11 protein-coding genes are annotated in these 15,088 nt (G+C 65.3%); 3 read left to right on the top strand and 8 right to left on the bottom strand.

Going from position 1 to position 15,088, the window contains the following annotated elements:
* Positions 1–86: 86 nt before the first annotated feature.
* Positions 87–1,145, bottom strand: coding sequence for a CaiB/BaiF CoA transferase family protein (locus B0G57_RS16860; RefSeq protein WP_018444179.1), 1,059 nt, complete (start codon positions 1,143–1,145; stop codon positions 87–89).
* Positions 1,146–1,155: 10 nt separating this feature from the next.
* Complete coding sequence (locus B0G57_RS16855) at positions 1,156–3,126, bottom strand: ATP-binding cassette domain-containing protein (protein ID WP_018444180.1); 1,971 nt, start codon at positions 3,124–3,126, stop codon at positions 1,156–1,158.
* A 216-nt stretch (positions 3,127–3,342) separates the two neighbouring features.
* Here B0G57_RS16855 and B0G57_RS16850 point away from each other — a divergent pair, with 216 nt between their 5' ends.
* Positions 3,343–3,822: a glutathione peroxidase gene (locus B0G57_RS16850; RefSeq protein WP_026230323.1), complete on the top strand. Its 480-nt coding sequence runs from the start codon at positions 3,343–3,345 to the stop codon at positions 3,820–3,822.
* 78 nt (positions 3,823–3,900) lie between these two features.
* Positions 3,901–5,034: a hypothetical protein gene (locus tag B0G57_RS16845; RefSeq protein WP_146013379.1), complete on the top strand. Its 1,134-nt coding sequence runs from the start codon at positions 3,901–3,903 to the stop codon at positions 5,032–5,034.
* A 104-nt stretch (positions 5,035–5,138) separates the two neighbouring features.
* Here B0G57_RS16845 and cls read toward each other — a convergent pair whose 3' ends face one another.
* The 6 genes from cls to dapC all read right to left on the bottom strand — a co-directional run bounded on the left by cls (position 5,139) and on the right by dapC (position 11,361).
* On the bottom strand, positions 5,139–6,596 hold the full coding sequence (cls, locus tag B0G57_RS16840) for a cardiolipin synthase (RefSeq protein WP_018444183.1): 1,458 nt from the start codon (positions 6,594–6,596) through the stop codon (positions 5,139–5,141).
* 144 nt (positions 6,597–6,740) lie between these two features.
* Positions 6,741–7,637, bottom strand: a complete 897-nt coding sequence (gene prmB / locus B0G57_RS16835; RefSeq protein ID WP_399277852.1) for a 50S ribosomal protein L3 N(5)-glutamine methyltransferase — start codon at positions 7,635–7,637, stop codon at positions 6,741–6,743.
* Between the two features lie 31 nt (positions 7,638–7,668).
* On the bottom strand, positions 7,669–8,808 hold the full coding sequence (gene dapE / locus B0G57_RS16830; protein WP_018444185.1) for a succinyl-diaminopimelate desuccinylase: 1,140 nt from the start codon (positions 8,806–8,808) through the stop codon (positions 7,669–7,671).
* 79 nt (positions 8,809–8,887) lie between these two features.
* Positions 8,888–9,253, bottom strand: a complete 366-nt coding sequence (locus B0G57_RS16825; protein ID WP_018444186.1) for an ArsC family reductase — start codon at positions 9,251–9,253, stop codon at positions 8,888–8,890.
* Positions 9,253–10,080 carry a 2,3,4,5-tetrahydropyridine-2,6-dicarboxylate N-succinyltransferase gene (dapD, locus tag B0G57_RS16820; protein ID WP_018444187.1) on the bottom strand — a complete coding sequence of 276 codons (828 nt, stop codon included), beginning with the start codon at positions 10,078–10,080 and terminating at the stop codon, positions 9,253–9,255. Before dapD ends, B0G57_RS16825 begins: the two co-directional genes overlap by 1 nt.
* Positions 10,081–10,161: 81 nt before the next feature.
* Complete coding sequence (gene dapC, locus B0G57_RS16815; RefSeq protein ID WP_026230325.1) at positions 10,162–11,361, bottom strand: succinyldiaminopimelate transaminase; 1,200 nt, start codon at positions 11,359–11,361, stop codon at positions 10,162–10,164.
* 198 nt (positions 11,362–11,559) lie between these two features.
* On the opposite strand from dapC, the gene smc reads away from it, so the two are divergent.
* Positions 11,560–15,078 (top strand): chromosome segregation protein SMC, encoded by a 3,519-nt coding sequence (gene smc / locus B0G57_RS16810; RefSeq protein ID WP_026230326.1) that lies wholly within the window; start codon positions 11,560–11,562, stop codon positions 15,076–15,078.
* Positions 15,079–15,088 lie beyond the last annotated feature (10 nt).

Below are 15,088 nucleotides of genomic sequence, written 5' to 3'. Positions count from 1 at the left end.
TCGCAGGTGCCCTGGCTAGGTTGACGGAGCTTATCCCGAGTCGCGGCGGCCGAGGCGGCTTTCGGCTATCGGCTTTCGGCTTGCGCTTACGCCGGGCCGTCGTTGCGAAACAGCAGGTGGCGGCGCGCCTCCTCGACCGTGAGGACCGGCGAGACGCAGCAATCGAGCGGCTCCAGCAGCTCGAGCCAGCTTGCGAGCGGTTGCGCGGCAATGCGCGCGGCGAGCTCGCGCGTGAGCGCCGTCGCATCGGGGCCGCCGATGGCTTGCCCGAGACTCCAGTGGCGGCTTGCCCAGTCTTCCCGGCCGAGCGCCCGGCACAGCTTTTCCCAGAACTTGAGCTCGAGCGCGCCGACCGCGAGCCAGCGGCCGTCCGCCGTGCGGTAGACGTTGTAGCAGGGCACGCCGCCGTCGAGGAGCCCGCGGCTGCCGGCGAGCGTATCGGCCGTGCCTTGCGCGTCCGCGGCGGCATCCCTCGTCTCCAGCGCCGCACGCGCCACGACGTTGTTGTCGCGAATCGCATGCGTCATCGATACGTCGAGGAAGGCGCCGTTGCCGCCCTGGGCGACCTGCCAGAGTGCCGCGAGAATTTGCGTGACGGCCGTGGCGGCGCCGCCGAGCAAATCGGCGATCTGGATATTGGGAAGGACGAGGGTGCCGTCGGCTGCCCGAATCTGATCGAGCACGCCCGCGTACCCGAGGTAGTTGATGTCATGGCCGGGCCGATGCGCGAGCGGTCCATGCGCGCCGTAGCCCGTGATCGCGCAGTAGACGAGCTTCGGATTGATCTGCGCGAGGCTCGCATAGTCGAGCCCGAGACGCGCCATCACGCCCGGACGAAAACTCTCGACGAGCACGTGCGATTCGCGCACGAGCGCACGCAGCACCGTGCGGCCCGTTTCGCTCTTGAGGTCGAGCCGCGTCTCGCGCTTGCCGCGATTGACGATCCGGTAGAACGCGCTTGGCCGGCCGGCGGCCCGGTCGGCGGCAGTTTGCATCATGGCGCGTGCGCCGTCGCCGGCACCGGGCTCCTCGATCTTGAGCACGTCGGCGCCGAGCTCGGCCAGCCGCAGTGTGGCGACCGGGCCTGGCAACAGGCGGGTGAGATCGAGTACACGAAGACCTCGCAGCGGACTATGCGTCGTCAACGAACACCTCCTAACCGATTTGTTCGAGTTCCTCCTGCGCTTCGAGCCAAGCGGCTTCGAGCGTTTCAAGCCGCGCCTGGACGTCCGCTTGCCGTCTTATCGTATCCGTCAGCTTCGCTTTGGTCGCGGGCTCGTAGCTCGCGGGATCGGCCACGAATGCGTCCAGCGTCGCCTTTTCCGCGTTCAATGCTTCCATTTCTTTCTCGATCTTGGCAATCCGCGTTTGCAGCGGCTTTCTGAGCTGCGCAAGCTTTTGCCGGGCTTCGGCTTCCTGGCGCCGCAGGTCTTTGCGGTTCGCCGCCCCGTCCGTCGCGCCGTTGCCGGCTCCGGCGCCCAGGCTTCCCGACTTTGCCGCGTCGGCCGTTCCCGCGGCCCTCGCCGCCTCGCGTACCTGCGCCGCGTGCTGCAACAGCCAGTCGCGGTAGTCGTCCAGATCGCCATCGAACGGTTGCAGCCGATGGTTGGCGACGAGCATGAACTGATCCGTGCAGGCCCGCAGCAGGTGCCTATCGTGCGAAACCAGAATCAGCGTGCCCTCGAACTGCGCGAGCGCCATCGTCAGCGCATGCCGCGTTTCGAGGTCGAGATGGTTTGTCGGCTCGTCGAGCAGCAGCAGATTCGGCTTCTGCCAGATGATGAGCGCAAGTGCGAGCCGCGCTTTTTCACCGCCCGAGAACGGCGCGATCGACGAGCTCGCCATCTCGCCGGGGAAATTGAAGCCGCCGAGATAGTCGCGCAGCTCCTGCTCGCGCGCGTCGGGCGCGATCCGGGCGAGGTGCGCGAGCGGCGAGTCGTCCGGCCGCAGCGTTTCGAGCTGATGTTGAGCGAAGTAGCCGATCGCGAGCCCGCGGCCTTGACGCATCGAGCCCGCAAGCGGCGGTAGCGTATCGGCCAGCGTTTTGACGAGCGTCGACTTGCCTTGGCCGTTCGCGCCGAGCAGGCCGATACGCTGACCGTTCTGTATCGACAGCGAGATACCGTCGAGGATCGCGATCTCGCTGCCGTCGTCCGAATGGTAGCCGCACCGAACGTCCTCCATGACGAGCATCGGGTTCGGCGCCGCATCGGGCTCGCGGAACTCGAACGTGAACGGCGACGCGACATGCGCCGGCGCGATGCGCTCCATCTTCTCGAGCGCCTTCATCCGGCTTTGCGCCTGTTTCGCCTTCGTCGCCTTGGCTTTGAAGCGATTGATGAAGCTCTCGAGATGCTCGATCGTCTTCTGCTGCTTCTCGTAGGCGCTTTGCTGCAACGCGAGCTGCTGCGCGCGCAGGATTTCGAACTGCGAGTAGTTGCCGCCGTAGCGCTTCACCTGCCGGTTATCGAGGTGCAGCGTGACATTGCAGACAGAATCGAGGAACTCGCGATCGTGCGAAATGATGACTAGCGTGCCGGCGTAGCGATGGAGCCAGTCTTCGAGCCAGACGATCGCATCGAGATCGAGGTGGTTCGTCGGTTCGTCGAGCAGCAGCAGATCGGAGCGGCACATCAGCGCCTGCGCGAGGTTCAGCCGCATGCGCCAGCCGCCCGAGAAGCTCGCGACCGGCTCGCGCGTTTGCGCGAGCGTAAAGCCGAGCCCGAGCAGCAGCGCTTCGGCGCGCGACGGTGCCGTGTAGCCGTCGGCATCGGCGAAGGCCGCATGCCCATGGGCGAGCGCCTCGCCGTCATGCGCGGCCTCGGCCGCGGCCATTCGGGCTTCGATCTCGCGCAGCGCCGCGTCGCCATCGAGCGTGTAGTCGAGCGCGGTCCTCTCGACGGCAGGCGTCTCCTGGGCTACATGCGCGATGCGCCAGGAGGGCGGCAGCGAGAAATCGCCGGCGTCGGGATGCAGCTCGCCGCGCAAGACGGCGAAGAGCGTCGACTTGCCGGCCCCGTTTGCACCGACTAACCCGGCCTTTTCGCCGGGGTTCAACGTGAATGTGGTGGCGTCGAAGAGCGGCTTGACGCCGCGCGATAGACTGAACTGGCTGAAGCGGATCACGGCGGACGGGCGGCTGAAGCGAAAACCGCTATTTTAGACGGCTCGGGCGACCCCGCGCCGGAGATGCCGCGGCAGATGGCGCCTTGTCATGGCGGCGGGTCGATCAATGCCGAAGCGATGGTGCGTTGCTAAGCACGACGGAATGCGTTTGAGAGGAATCCGGTCGTTGTCGCGCTTACGTTCGCGTAGACTTCGCGATTCATGGAGGAGATGCGCATGAGTCCGGTCTACACATTTTCGGCACGCACGCTCGGCGGCGAAACGATCAGCCTCGATCGCTATCGCGGCAAGGTGCTCGTCATCGTCAACACAGCGAGCGAGTGCGGGTTCACGCCGCAGTACGCGGGGCTGCAGCAGCTCTACGAAAAGTACGCGGCGCGTGGCCTCGAGTTGCTGGGCTTCCCGTGCAATCAGTTCGGCAAGCAGGAACCCGGCGATGCCGCGCAGATCGCGACTTTTTGCGAGAAGAACTTCGGCGTCACTTTTCCGATGTTCGAGAAGGTCGACGTAAAGGGCGCAAACGCGCACCCGCTTTATCGCTATCTGACGAAGGAAGCTCGCGGCCTGCTTTGGACGAAGGCGATCAAGTGGAACTTCACGAAGTTTCTGATCGATCGCAACGGTAACGTTGTCAGGCGTTACGGACCGAAGGTGAAGCCCGAAGCGCTGGTGCCCGATATCGAGGCGCTGCTCTGAAAGCACTGGTCGAAACGCCGCTGGCAGCGGGATCCGGTTTTTCGAATCGTTGCGACGTCTATTTCATTGGAGTAGGGCTTGAAACTCAGTTTCGCAAACAGACCTCGAGTCGATTTCGCTGATCGAAGAAGTCACGCGGCTGGCACTCATGCAAGTGAAGCTCCTCTGTTGAACAGCGCAAGGCCGAATCATGAGGACCTCGACACTTTAGACCCGGTGCCCTGTCGAGGACGGTTGAATGTGATTGCGGGCGCTGCGTCCAAGGTTGACCTCGATCGGGCGCTCAGTCCGGTCGAGCGGCAGGTCGTCGACGGCGGTTTCGTCACTAAAAAACATCTCATCGCCATTTCCGCGGCGGCCGCAAAAGGAAACTTCGTCGTCAGTTTCCGAGATACTGGAGCGCTCGCTCTGCGTTGGCTCGATCGAGGGGCGGCTACCAAGCCCCATACGATCCTCGAGAAGACACTGAAATCGGCACGCGTACCGGAGAGTTTGCGACAGGGAGTGGCCGATAGTGGCTTGCAGGGGCTGGCGGCCCATTGGGAGGACGGCCGCCCCGTGGGCGTATTCGTCACGCGGGAGGCCGCCGCGCAATGGAAGGGCGCCGGCGGCCCGCAGGTGCGGCCTGACGATCACGGCAACTTTTATATTCCGATCGATTTCTCTTACGCAAGAGACGGAAATTTGCGCGCACTGAAAGCCCAACCCAATTGGGAAAAGGCGGTCATCACGGGCGATTATGACGCGCACGACATGTTGATGATGAAGGGCGCGGGTGGTCCGCACAGCGTCGTCAGCGAATCGACGGAAGAGGCGTTCGTTCGCGAGGCGGTGAATACCGCTGTTGCCGCAGTCGACCCGCATCGCGCCGGCCTTGAGCATCTCGTCGTCCGCCACGGGCCGCAGGTCAACTATCCGGCCTTTGCCATGAGCCGGGAACGTATGCGCGATAAGCTCGTGTCCGCAGTGGCGCACCCGTCGCTGCCACTGGCCGTGTGTGACCGGGGGAACTGGCGCATCGTCAATACGCGAGAGGAGCTGGCCAATTTGTACGAATCCAGTCATGCCAGGATGAAAGTCACCTGGCATGCCGGTGAGGGACATACTCATTTCGCCAGCCTCGGCAACGGCTTGGTCGGCATTCGGCACGCGGATCGACCCACACAGCCACGCGCGAGCGCAGCCAAAGCACCCCTTGGATTTTGGGGCTGACGGTGAAGCGGCGTGGTTGCACCAGCGTCGTTTTTTCGCGCTAGTACAAGTGGCCGGCGGCGCGTGAGCCTCGAGTTTTTGGCCGACAGAACCGCCGACGTCAGTTACAAAATCGGGGAAAAAAGCCGAGCCACGTGCATGGTCACGCGTCTTAGCGCAGGCGCTTCCCGATATTCGCTGCGATCGACCTCGTAAGCGAGTACAAAGTCCTCGGCCAGCATCGCTTCGACTTCAGCGGCGAATTCATGATCGATCGTCAAGACCATGATCTCGAAGTTGAGGCGAAACGATCGATTGTCGAGGTTGGCGCTGCCGACCGCTGCGGCCACGTTATCGATCAGTACGACCTTTTGATGCAGGAAGCCGGGGCGGTACCGAAAAATGCGCACGCCCGCCCGAATGAGGTCGTACGCATAAAGCTTCGATGCCTCGAAAACCACATAATGATCGCGCCGGCTCGGAATGAGAATCCGCGCGTCCACGCCGCGCATGACCGCAAGGCGCAGCGCCGCGAATACGGCCTCATCCGGGATCAGGTAGGGCGTCGTAATCCAGATTCGCTCGCGTGCCGCGTGAATCGCCTCGACGAAGAACAGCGAACCCGTCTCGCCTTTGTCCGCCGGACTCGGCGCGACCACGAGGCAGTGCATGTCGTGCCCATGCTGCGGCTGCGGCTCTTCGGCCTGCGACGGCTCGAGCCGCGGCAGCCGCTGCGTCGCCCAGTGCCAGTCCTCGAGAAAGACGAACTGCACGCTCGCCACGACGGGACCGCGCATGTCGATGTGCGTGTCGCGCCACGGCGAAAGCCGTGGATTTCCGCCCAGGTACTCGACGCCGATGTTATGACCGCCGACGAAGGCGCGCTCGCCGTCGACGACGACGATCTTGCGGTGGTTGCGGAAGTTGAGCTGGAATCGATTGACGAAGCGCCGGTTGGTCGCGAACGGATGGATTTCGACGCCGCCGGCCAGCAGCTCGGCCACATACCGTTGCGGAAGATCGAACGAGCCGATGCTGTCGTAAAGGAAGCAGACGCGCACGCCTTCGCGGGCTTTGGCGATCAGCAGATCCTTCACCATCGTGCCGAGCGGATCGTCGCGTACGATGAAGAACTGCACGAGCACATAACGGCGCGCGTTCTCGATCGCGTCGAGGATCGCGCCGAAGGTCGCATCGCCGTTGACGAGCGTGCGCACCGCGTTGCCGGGCAGAAACGGCATGCCGGAAAGCCCCGTCAGCGCGCGCACGACATGGTGGCCGAGCGCGTCGGCGGGGCGGCCCGCGGATGACGCGTGCGTGTCCCAGGCGCTCGGATGCGCGCGCGTGCGCAGCAATTCGTTTTCGAGGCGGCGCGCATCGACATAGCCGGCGAACTTGCTGCGGCCGAGAAAAAGATAGGGGATCAGCGTAAGGTACGGCATCGCGACGAGCGAGACGGCCCACGCGACGGCGCCTTGCGATGTACGCGTATTGAGGATGGCATGGATGGCCGCGATGACGCCAAGCGTATGCGAGACGAAGATGAGCGTGCCAAGCGAGAGCCAGTTGAATTCGAATTGCATGCGTGCGCGAGACTGCCGGTTCGGTCTACCCGGCGACGCTCGAAGCGCCGCCGGTTCGCATCTTACCGAACGCCGTCCGATGAGGGGCGGATCTTCCGCGTGCGCGCGACGGAAAGCGCGCCTGAGCGCCGCAAGGGCGGTCGATCAAAGCTCGGGCAGATCGCTCGCCTGGATCAGAAACACGCTGTCTTCGCCGGCGCTCGTCGGCAACCAGACGAGATCGAGCCCGCCGAACGCTGCCTCCACGTTATGGCGCTCGTTGCCGATTTCGACGACGAGCACGCCGTCGTCCTCTAGCCACGAGCGTGCCGCTCCCACGATCCGGCGGACGACGTCCATGCCGTCTTCGCCGCCGGCGAGCGCGAGCTCGGGCTCGTGCCGATATTCGGCCGGCAGTATTTCCATCGACGAGCGGTTCACGTAGGGCGGATTCGCGAGAATGACGTTGTAGCGTCGCTCGGGCAGCGGGGCGAACAGATCGCCCTCGAAAAGAGCGACGCGGTCATCGAGCCCGTAGTCGGCGACGTTGATACGCGCCACTTCGATTGCTTGCGGCGAAATATCGACCGCATCGACGTCGGCATTCGGAAATGCCTCGGCGGCCAGGATCGCGAGGCACCCCGAACCCGTGCACAGCTCGAGCACGGCGGCGACTTCGTCGGGATCGGCAACGTACGGCTGCAGCCCATCCTCGAGCAGCTCGCCGATGAACGAGCGCGGCACGATCACGCGCTCGTCGACATAAAAGCGCCGCCCGTGCATCCATGCCTCGTTCGTGAGGTAGGCCGCCGGCACGCGCTCCGTCGCGCGCCGCTCGATGACCTTCAGCACGTCCGCGATTTCGGTGTCCAGCAGCCGCGCGTCGAGAAACGGATCGAGCGTATCGAGCGGCAGGTGCAGCGTGTGCAGAATCAAATAGGCGGCTTCGTCGTAGGCATTCGCCGTGCCGTGGCCGAAGGCGAGCTGCGCGGCGGTAAAACGGGACACGGCGTAGCGCAGCAGATCGCGCACGGTGGTGAACGGGGTCATGGGCGTCGTCATCGTCAGCGGCTCCTCGATTGCGCGCTCGGCGCTATGCAATCAGCGCTTCGACCACGCGCCGGTAAATGTTCTTCAGCGGCTCGACGAAGGCGAGCTCGATATGCTCGTCGATTTTGTGGATGCTGCCGTTCGGCGGCCCGAACTCGACCACCTGCTGGCATATGCGCGCGATGAAACGGCCGTCGGATGTGCCGCCCGTCGTCGAAAGCGCCGCCGTGACGCCGGTCTCGTCGGCGATCGCGCGCGAGAGCGCGTCCGAGAGCTCGCCGCGGGGGGTAAGAAACGGCAGGCCGCTCACGGTCCATTCGAGCTCGTAGTCGAGGCCGTGCTTGTCGAGGATCGCATGCACGCGCCGCTGCAAGCCCTCGACGGTGCTCGCCGTCGAGAACCGGAAGTTGAAGATCAGCTCGGCGCGGCCCGGAATGACGTTGGACGCGCCGGTTCCGCTGTGCAGGTTCGAGACCTGCCAGGTCGTCGGCGGAAAGTACTCGTTGCCGGCATCCCAATGTTCGTCGACGAGCTCGGCCAGGGCCGGCGCGAGCAGATGAATCGGGTTCTTCGCCAAATGCGGGTAGGCGATATGGCCTTGCAATCCCTTGACGGTAAGCTTGCCCGACATGGAGCCGCGGCGGCCGTTCTTGATGATGTCGCCGAGCGTCGCGTCCGAGGTCGGCTCCCCGACAATGCAGTAGTCGAGCCGTTCACCGCGCGCGTGCAGCGCCTCGACGACCTTGACGGTGCCGTCCGTGGCGGGGCCTTCCTCGTCGCTCGTGATGAGGAAGGCGATCGAGCCGCGATGGCCGGGATGCGCGGCGACGAATTCCTCGCTCGCGACGACGAAGCCCGCGATCGACGCCTTCATGTCGGCGGCTCCGCGTCCGTAAAGCTTGCCGTCACGCCGCGTAGGCGTGAAGGGCGGCGATTTCCATTGCTCGAGCGGCCCCGTCGGCACGACGTCGGTATGGCCCGCGAACGCGAGCAGCTTGCCGCTCGTCCCGTCGGCGCCGCGCTTGACCGCCCAGAGATTTGTGACGCCGTGCGAGGCGATCGTCTCGCACTCGAAGCCGATCGCTTCGAGCCGCTCGATCAGAAGCTGCTGGCAATGCTGATCGTCGGGCGTCACCGAGGCGCGCGCGATCAGTTCTTCGGTGAGGGCAAGGGTGCCGGACATGAATGCGAACCCGTTTCAATAAAAGTTGGCCGGACCGCCTGCGGGCGGCGGGCGGGCGCGAGACCGCCGCGCCGATCGGTCAGCCGAAGAGCGATGCGTATTCGTCCGCGGAGAAGCCGAGCGACTTGACGCGTCCGTCGACGACCACCACGGGCCGCTTGACGATCGACGGCTTCTCGACCATGAGCGCGATCGCACCGTCGAGGGTCTCGGCGGCGGCCTTTGCTTCGTCGGGCAGGCCGCGCCACGTGGTGCCGCGGCGGTTCAGCAGCGACTCAATCGACACGTCGGCCAGCCACGACTTCACGAGCGCAGCGCTGAGGCCGGCTTTTTTGAAATCCTGGAATTCAAACGCCACGCCGCGCGCTTCGAGCCACGTGCGGGCCTTCTTGACGGTGTCGCAGTTCGGAATGCCGTAGACGATCGTTCGCCCTTTCGCCGCCATCAGTCGCCTCGCAACAACTCGTTGAGCCCGACTTTCGCGCGCGTCTTGGCATCGACCTTCTTGACGATCACGGCGCAATAGAGGCTGTGCGTGCCGTCCTTGGACGGCAGGTTGCCGGCCACCACGACCGAGCCCGGCGGCACGTAGCCGTAGCTGACTTGACCGGTTTCGCGATCGTAGATCTTCGTGCTCTGGCCGAGGTAGACGCCCATCGAAATGACGGAGTTCTCGCCGACGATGACGCCCTCGACGACCTCGGAGCGTGCACCGATGAAGCAATTGTCCTCGATGATGACGGGATTCGCTTGCAGCGGCTCGAGCACGCCGCCGATGCCGACGCCGCCCGAGAGGTGAACGTTCTTGCCGATCTGCGCGCACGAGCCGACCGTTGCCCACGTATCGACCATCGTGCCCTCGTCGACGTAGGCGCCGATGTTCGTGTACGACGGCATCAGCACGACGTTCTTCGCGATGAACGAGCCGCGCCGCGCAATGGCGGGCGGGACGACGCGGAAGCCGCCGGCCGCGAAGTCCTCGGCGGTGTAGTTCGCGAATTTGGACGGCACTTTGTCGTAGAACTGCGAGTAGCCGCCGGCGGGCAGCGGCACGTTGTCTTCGAGTCGGAACGACAGCAGCACGGCCTTTTTCAGCCATTGATTGACGACCCATTGGCCGTCCTTCTTTTCGGCGACGCGCAGGGCGCCTTTGTCGAGCTGCTCGAGCGCGTGCTCGACCGCGTCACGCACCTCGGCCGGCGCCGCCTTGGGCGACAGCTCGGCGCGGTTTTCCCAGGCGTTATCGATGATCTGCTGTAGTTGTTGCGACATGTTCGTGGTCTGGCGGATTGGATATCGGTGGATCGAGCGCGAGCGCGACGGATGCGCGCTTCACGCGTGCCCGCGCGAGAGTCACAGCGCGCGGCAGAAATCGACGATGCGGCGTGCGCCTTCGACGCATTCGCTCACGTCGGCGACGAGCGCAATGCGGACGAAATCGCGGCCCGGGTTCGTGCCGTGAGCGGTTCGTGCAAGATACGACCCCGGCAAAACGGTCACATTATAGTCGGCGTAGAGACGTCGGGCGAACTCGGTGTCCGAGAGGCCCGTGCGCGCTACGTTGGCCCAGAGGTAGAAGGCTGCATCGGGCATCCTCACGTCGAGCACCTCCGACAGCATCGGCCTGACGGTCGAAAATTTCTGAATGTACTTCGCGCGGTTCTCGCGTACGTGCGTTTCGTCGTTCCATGCCGCAATGCTGGCCGCCTGGTAGACCGTCGAGAGCGCGGCGCCATGATAGGTGCGGTAGAGCAGGAACTTCTTCAGCAGCACCGCATCGCCGGCCACGAAGCCGGAGCGCATGCCGGGCACGTTCGAGCGCTTCGACAGGCTCGAGAGCATGACGAGCCGCTCGTAGCCGCGGCCGAGCCGGTGCGCCGCCTCGAGGCCGCCGAGCGGCGGCGTCGCCTCGTCGAAATAGATCTCCGAATAGCATTCGTCCGATGCGATCACGAATCCGTGGCGGTCGGAGAGCGCAAAGAGTTCGCGCCAATCGTCGAGCGTGAGCACGGCCCCCGTCGGGTTGCCCGGCGAGCAGACGTAGAGGAGCTGCGTGCGCGCCCAGACCTCGTCGGGCACGGCGCCGTAGTCGCAGGCGAAGTTGCGCGCGGGGTCGCTGTTCGCGAAGTGGGCTTCAGCGCCGGCAAGAAGCGCCGCGCCTTCGTAGATCTGATAGAACGGGTTCGGGCAGAGCACGACCGCGCCTTCGCGCGTCCCGTCGACGACGGTCTGCGCGAGCGCGAAAAGCGCTTCGCGCGAGCCCGAGACCGGCAGCACGTCGGTGGCCGGATCGAGCGCGGGCAAGCCGTAGCGGTTCGTCGTCCAGCGCGCGATGGCCTCGCGCAGCGCGCCAGAGCCGGCGGTGGCCGGGTAGCTCGAGAGTGCATCGAGCGAAGCGACGATCGCCTCGCGGATCAGCGTCGGCGTGGCATGCTTCGGCTCGCCGATGCCGAAACTGATGTGCGGCAAGGTGGCGGGCGGCGTCGCCTCTTTCAGCAGCACGCGCAGCTTTTCGAACGGATAGGGCTGAAGCAGATCGAGGCGAGGGTTCAGTGCGTTCACGTTGAGCTCGGCGGTGCGGAACGGGATGCGCGATGCCGGCCTGCGCGTCGAAGCGCACCATGCCGGCGCTGGGCGCGCCAAAAAATCACGAATCGTCGGAAGCGGGCAATTATAGCCCCGCGGGGCGACTCGACGGCGCCGGACCCGATGGTATGATTGCCGATCTTATTCAAAAACAGCGAAATCGCCGTGCGTCTCACCTCGATCAAACTCGCTGGCTTCAAGTCCTTCGTCGATCCCACGCATTTTCAGGTACCCGGCCAGCTGGTCGGGGTCGTCGGGCCCAACGGCTGCGGTAAGTCGAACATCATCGATGCCGTCCGCTGGGTGCTCGGCGAATCGCGCGCGTCCGAGCTGCGCGGCGAATCGATGCAAGACGTGATCTTCAACGGATCGACGGCGCGCAAGCCCGGCAGCCGGGCGAGCGTCGAGCTCGTGTTCGACAATTCGGACGGCCGCGCGGCGGGCCAATGGGGCCAGTACGCCGAGATCGCGGTCAAGCGCGTGCTGACGCGAGACGGCACGTCGAGCTACTACATCAACAATCTGCCGGCGCGCCGGCGCGACATTCAGGACATCTTCCTCGGGACGGGCCTCGGGCCGCGCGCCTACGCCATCATCGGCCAGGGCATGATCGCGCGCATCATCGAGGCGAAGCCCGAAGAGCTGCGCGTGTTTCTCGAAGAGGCCGCGGGCGTGTCGAAGTACAAGGAACGCCGGCGCGAAACGGAGAACCGCCTGCACGACACGCGCGAGAACCTGACGCGCGTCGAGGATATCGTGCGCGAGCTCGGCACGAATCTCGAGAAGCTCGAAGCGCAGGCCGTCGTGGCGACGAAGTTCAAGGAGCTGCAGGCCGAGGGCGAGGAGAAGCAGCGCCTGCTCTGGCTGCTTCGCAAGAACGAGGCGGCCGCCGAGCAGGCGCGCCAGCAGCGCGCCATCTCCGAGGCACAGATCGATCTCGAAGCTCAGACGGCCAAGCTGCGCGAGGTCGAGGCGGAGCTCGAAACGCTGCGTGTCGCGCACTACGCGGCCAGCGACGCGATGCAGGGCGCGCAAGGCGCGCTCTACGAGGCCAACGCCGAAGTGAGCCGGCTCGAGGCCGAGATCAAGTTCATCATCGAATCGCGCAACCGCGTCCAGGCGCAGATCGCCGCGCTGACGGCGCAGCGCGAGCAGTGGCAGATGCAGGCCGAAAAAGCGCGCGGCGATCTCGAGGATACCGAGGCGCAGCTTGCCATCGCGGAAGAAAAAGCCGCGATCGCCGAAGAGGAGGCCGCCGCCAGGCACGACGCGCTGCCGACGCTCGAGGCGCGCTGGCGCGATGCGCAGGGGCAACTCAACGACGAGCGGGGCGCGATCGCGCAGACGGAGCAGGCGCTCAAGCTCGAGGCCGCTCACCAGCGCAATGCCGATCAGCAGCTGCAGCAGCTGCAGCAGCGCCAGGAGCGCCTTCAGACGGAGGCGAGCGGCCTCGACGCGCCCGACGAGGCCCAGCTCGAAGAACAGCGAATCCAGCTCGCTGAGCACGAAGAGATTCTGAGCGAGGCTCAAGCGCGGCTCGCCGACGCGCAGGAAGCGCTGCCGGTGCACGACGCCGAGCGCCGCGCGGCCCACGAGCGCGTGCAGTCCGAGAGCGCCCAGATTCACCAGCTCGAGGCGCGTCTCGTCGCGCTCAAGCAGCTTCAGGAGAATGTGCAGACCGAGGGCAAGATCCAGCCTTGGCTCGACAAGCACGAGCTCGGCGGCCTGCCGCGGCTATGGAAGAAGCTTCATATCGAGGCGGGCTGGGAAACGGCGCTCGAGTCGGTCCTGCGCGAGCGGTTGGCCGCGCTCGAAATCTCGAACCTCGACTGGGTGAAGGCGTTCGCAAGCGATGCGCCGCCCGCCAAGCTGGCTTTCTACGCGCCGCCGTCGGCTGCGACGCCGCGCGAAACGCCGGCCGGACTCACGACGCTGCTCTCGCTCGTCCGCATCGACGATGCGGGCTTGCGCGCCGTGCTTTCGGATTGGCTCGGCACGGTCTATATCGCCGACGATCTGCCGCAAGCGCTCGCGATGCGCTCGCAGTTGCCCGAGGGCGCCGCGCTCGTCGTCAAGGCGGGGCATATCGTCACACGCGTCGGCGTGCAGCTCTATGCGGCCGATTCGGAGCAGGCCGGCATGCTCGCGCGTCAGCAGGAAATCGAGAATCTCACGCGCCAGCTTCGCGCGCAGACGCTCTTGGCCGACGAGGCGAAGACCGCGGCGATTCGCGCCGAGGCCGCTTATACGCAGGCTTCGCAAACGCTCGCCGATGAACGCGCGCAAGCCGAGCGCGCGACCCAGCGCGTCCATGCGCTGCAGTTGGAGGTGCTGAAGCTCGCGCAGGCCCACGAGCGCTACACGCAGCGCAGCACGCAGATTCGCGAAGAACTCGAGGAAATCAAGGCGCAGATCGAGGAGCAGCGTGCGCAGCGAGCCGAATCGGAGGGCAATTTCGAGCGGCACGACGGCGAGCTCGCCGAACTGCAGGCGCGCTTTGAAGAAAATCAGCTGTCGTTCGAGGCGCTCGACGAGGAGCTCGGCGCGGCGCGCACGCAGGCGCGCGATCTCGAGCGCGCGGCGACCGACGCGCGCTTCGCCGCGCGCAACGTGGCGACGCGGATCGAGGAGCTGAAGCGGAACATCCAGGTCGCGCACGATCAGAGCGAGCGCGTTGCCGCTTCTCTCGACGATGCGCGAGCCGAGTTGGAGACGATCAACGAGCAGACCGCGCACACGGGCCTGCAAGATGCGCTCGAGGTCCGCGCGGCGAAGGAAGCCGCGCTCGGCGCGGCGCGCACGGAACTCGACGACCTGACGGCGAAGCTACGCCAGGCGGACGAGCTGCGGCTCACGGCCGAGCGTTCGCTGCAGCCGCTGCGCGACCGGATCACCGAGCTTCAATTGAAGGAGCAGGCCGCGCGAATCTCCGGGGAGCAGTTCGTCGAGCAGTTGAGCGAGGCCGGCGTCGACGAAGCGCAATTGCAGCAGAAGCTGACGCCGGACATGAAGCCGTCCTACCTGCAGGGCGAGGTGACGCGCATCAACAATGCGATCAACGCACTCGGCCCCGTCAACATGGCGGCGCTCGAGGAGCTGGCCGCGGCGAGCGAGCGCAAGACGTTCCTCGATGCGCAATCGGCCGATCTCACGCGCGCCATCGAGACGCTCGAGGACGCGATTCGCAAGATCGATCAGGAAACGCGCACATTGCTGCAGGGTACGTTCGATGAGGTCAACCGGCATTTCGGCGAGCTCTTCCCGCGCCTTTTTGGCGGCGGCCAGGCGAAGCTGATCATGACGGGCGACGAAATTCTCGATGCGGGCGTGCAGGTGATGGCGCAGCCGCCCGGCAAAAAGAACTCCACGATTCATTTGCTGTCGGGCGGCGAAAAAGCGCTGACCGCGACCGCGCTCGTCTTCGCGATGTTCCAGTTGAATCCGGCGCCATTCTGTCTGCTCGACGAAGTCGACGCCCCGCTCGACGACGCCAACACCGAGCGGTTCGCGAACCTCGTTCGGGCGATGTCGGACAAAACACAGTTCCTCTTCATCTCGCACAACAAGATCGCAATGGAAATGGCGCAGCAGCTTATCGGCGTGACGATGCAGGAGCAAGGCGTCTCGCGTATCGTTGCCGTCGACATGGAAACGGCCGCGGGTTTCGCCCAGAATACGGCTTGACATTGAACGG

The sequence above is a fragment of the Trinickia symbiotica genome, from assembly GCF_002934455.1.
Lineage (GTDB): Bacteria > Pseudomonadota > Gammaproteobacteria > Burkholderiales > Burkholderiaceae > Trinickia > Trinickia symbiotica.
Note: the sequence above shows the minus strand (reverse complement) of the source record. Positions and strands in the feature narration are given on the sequence as shown.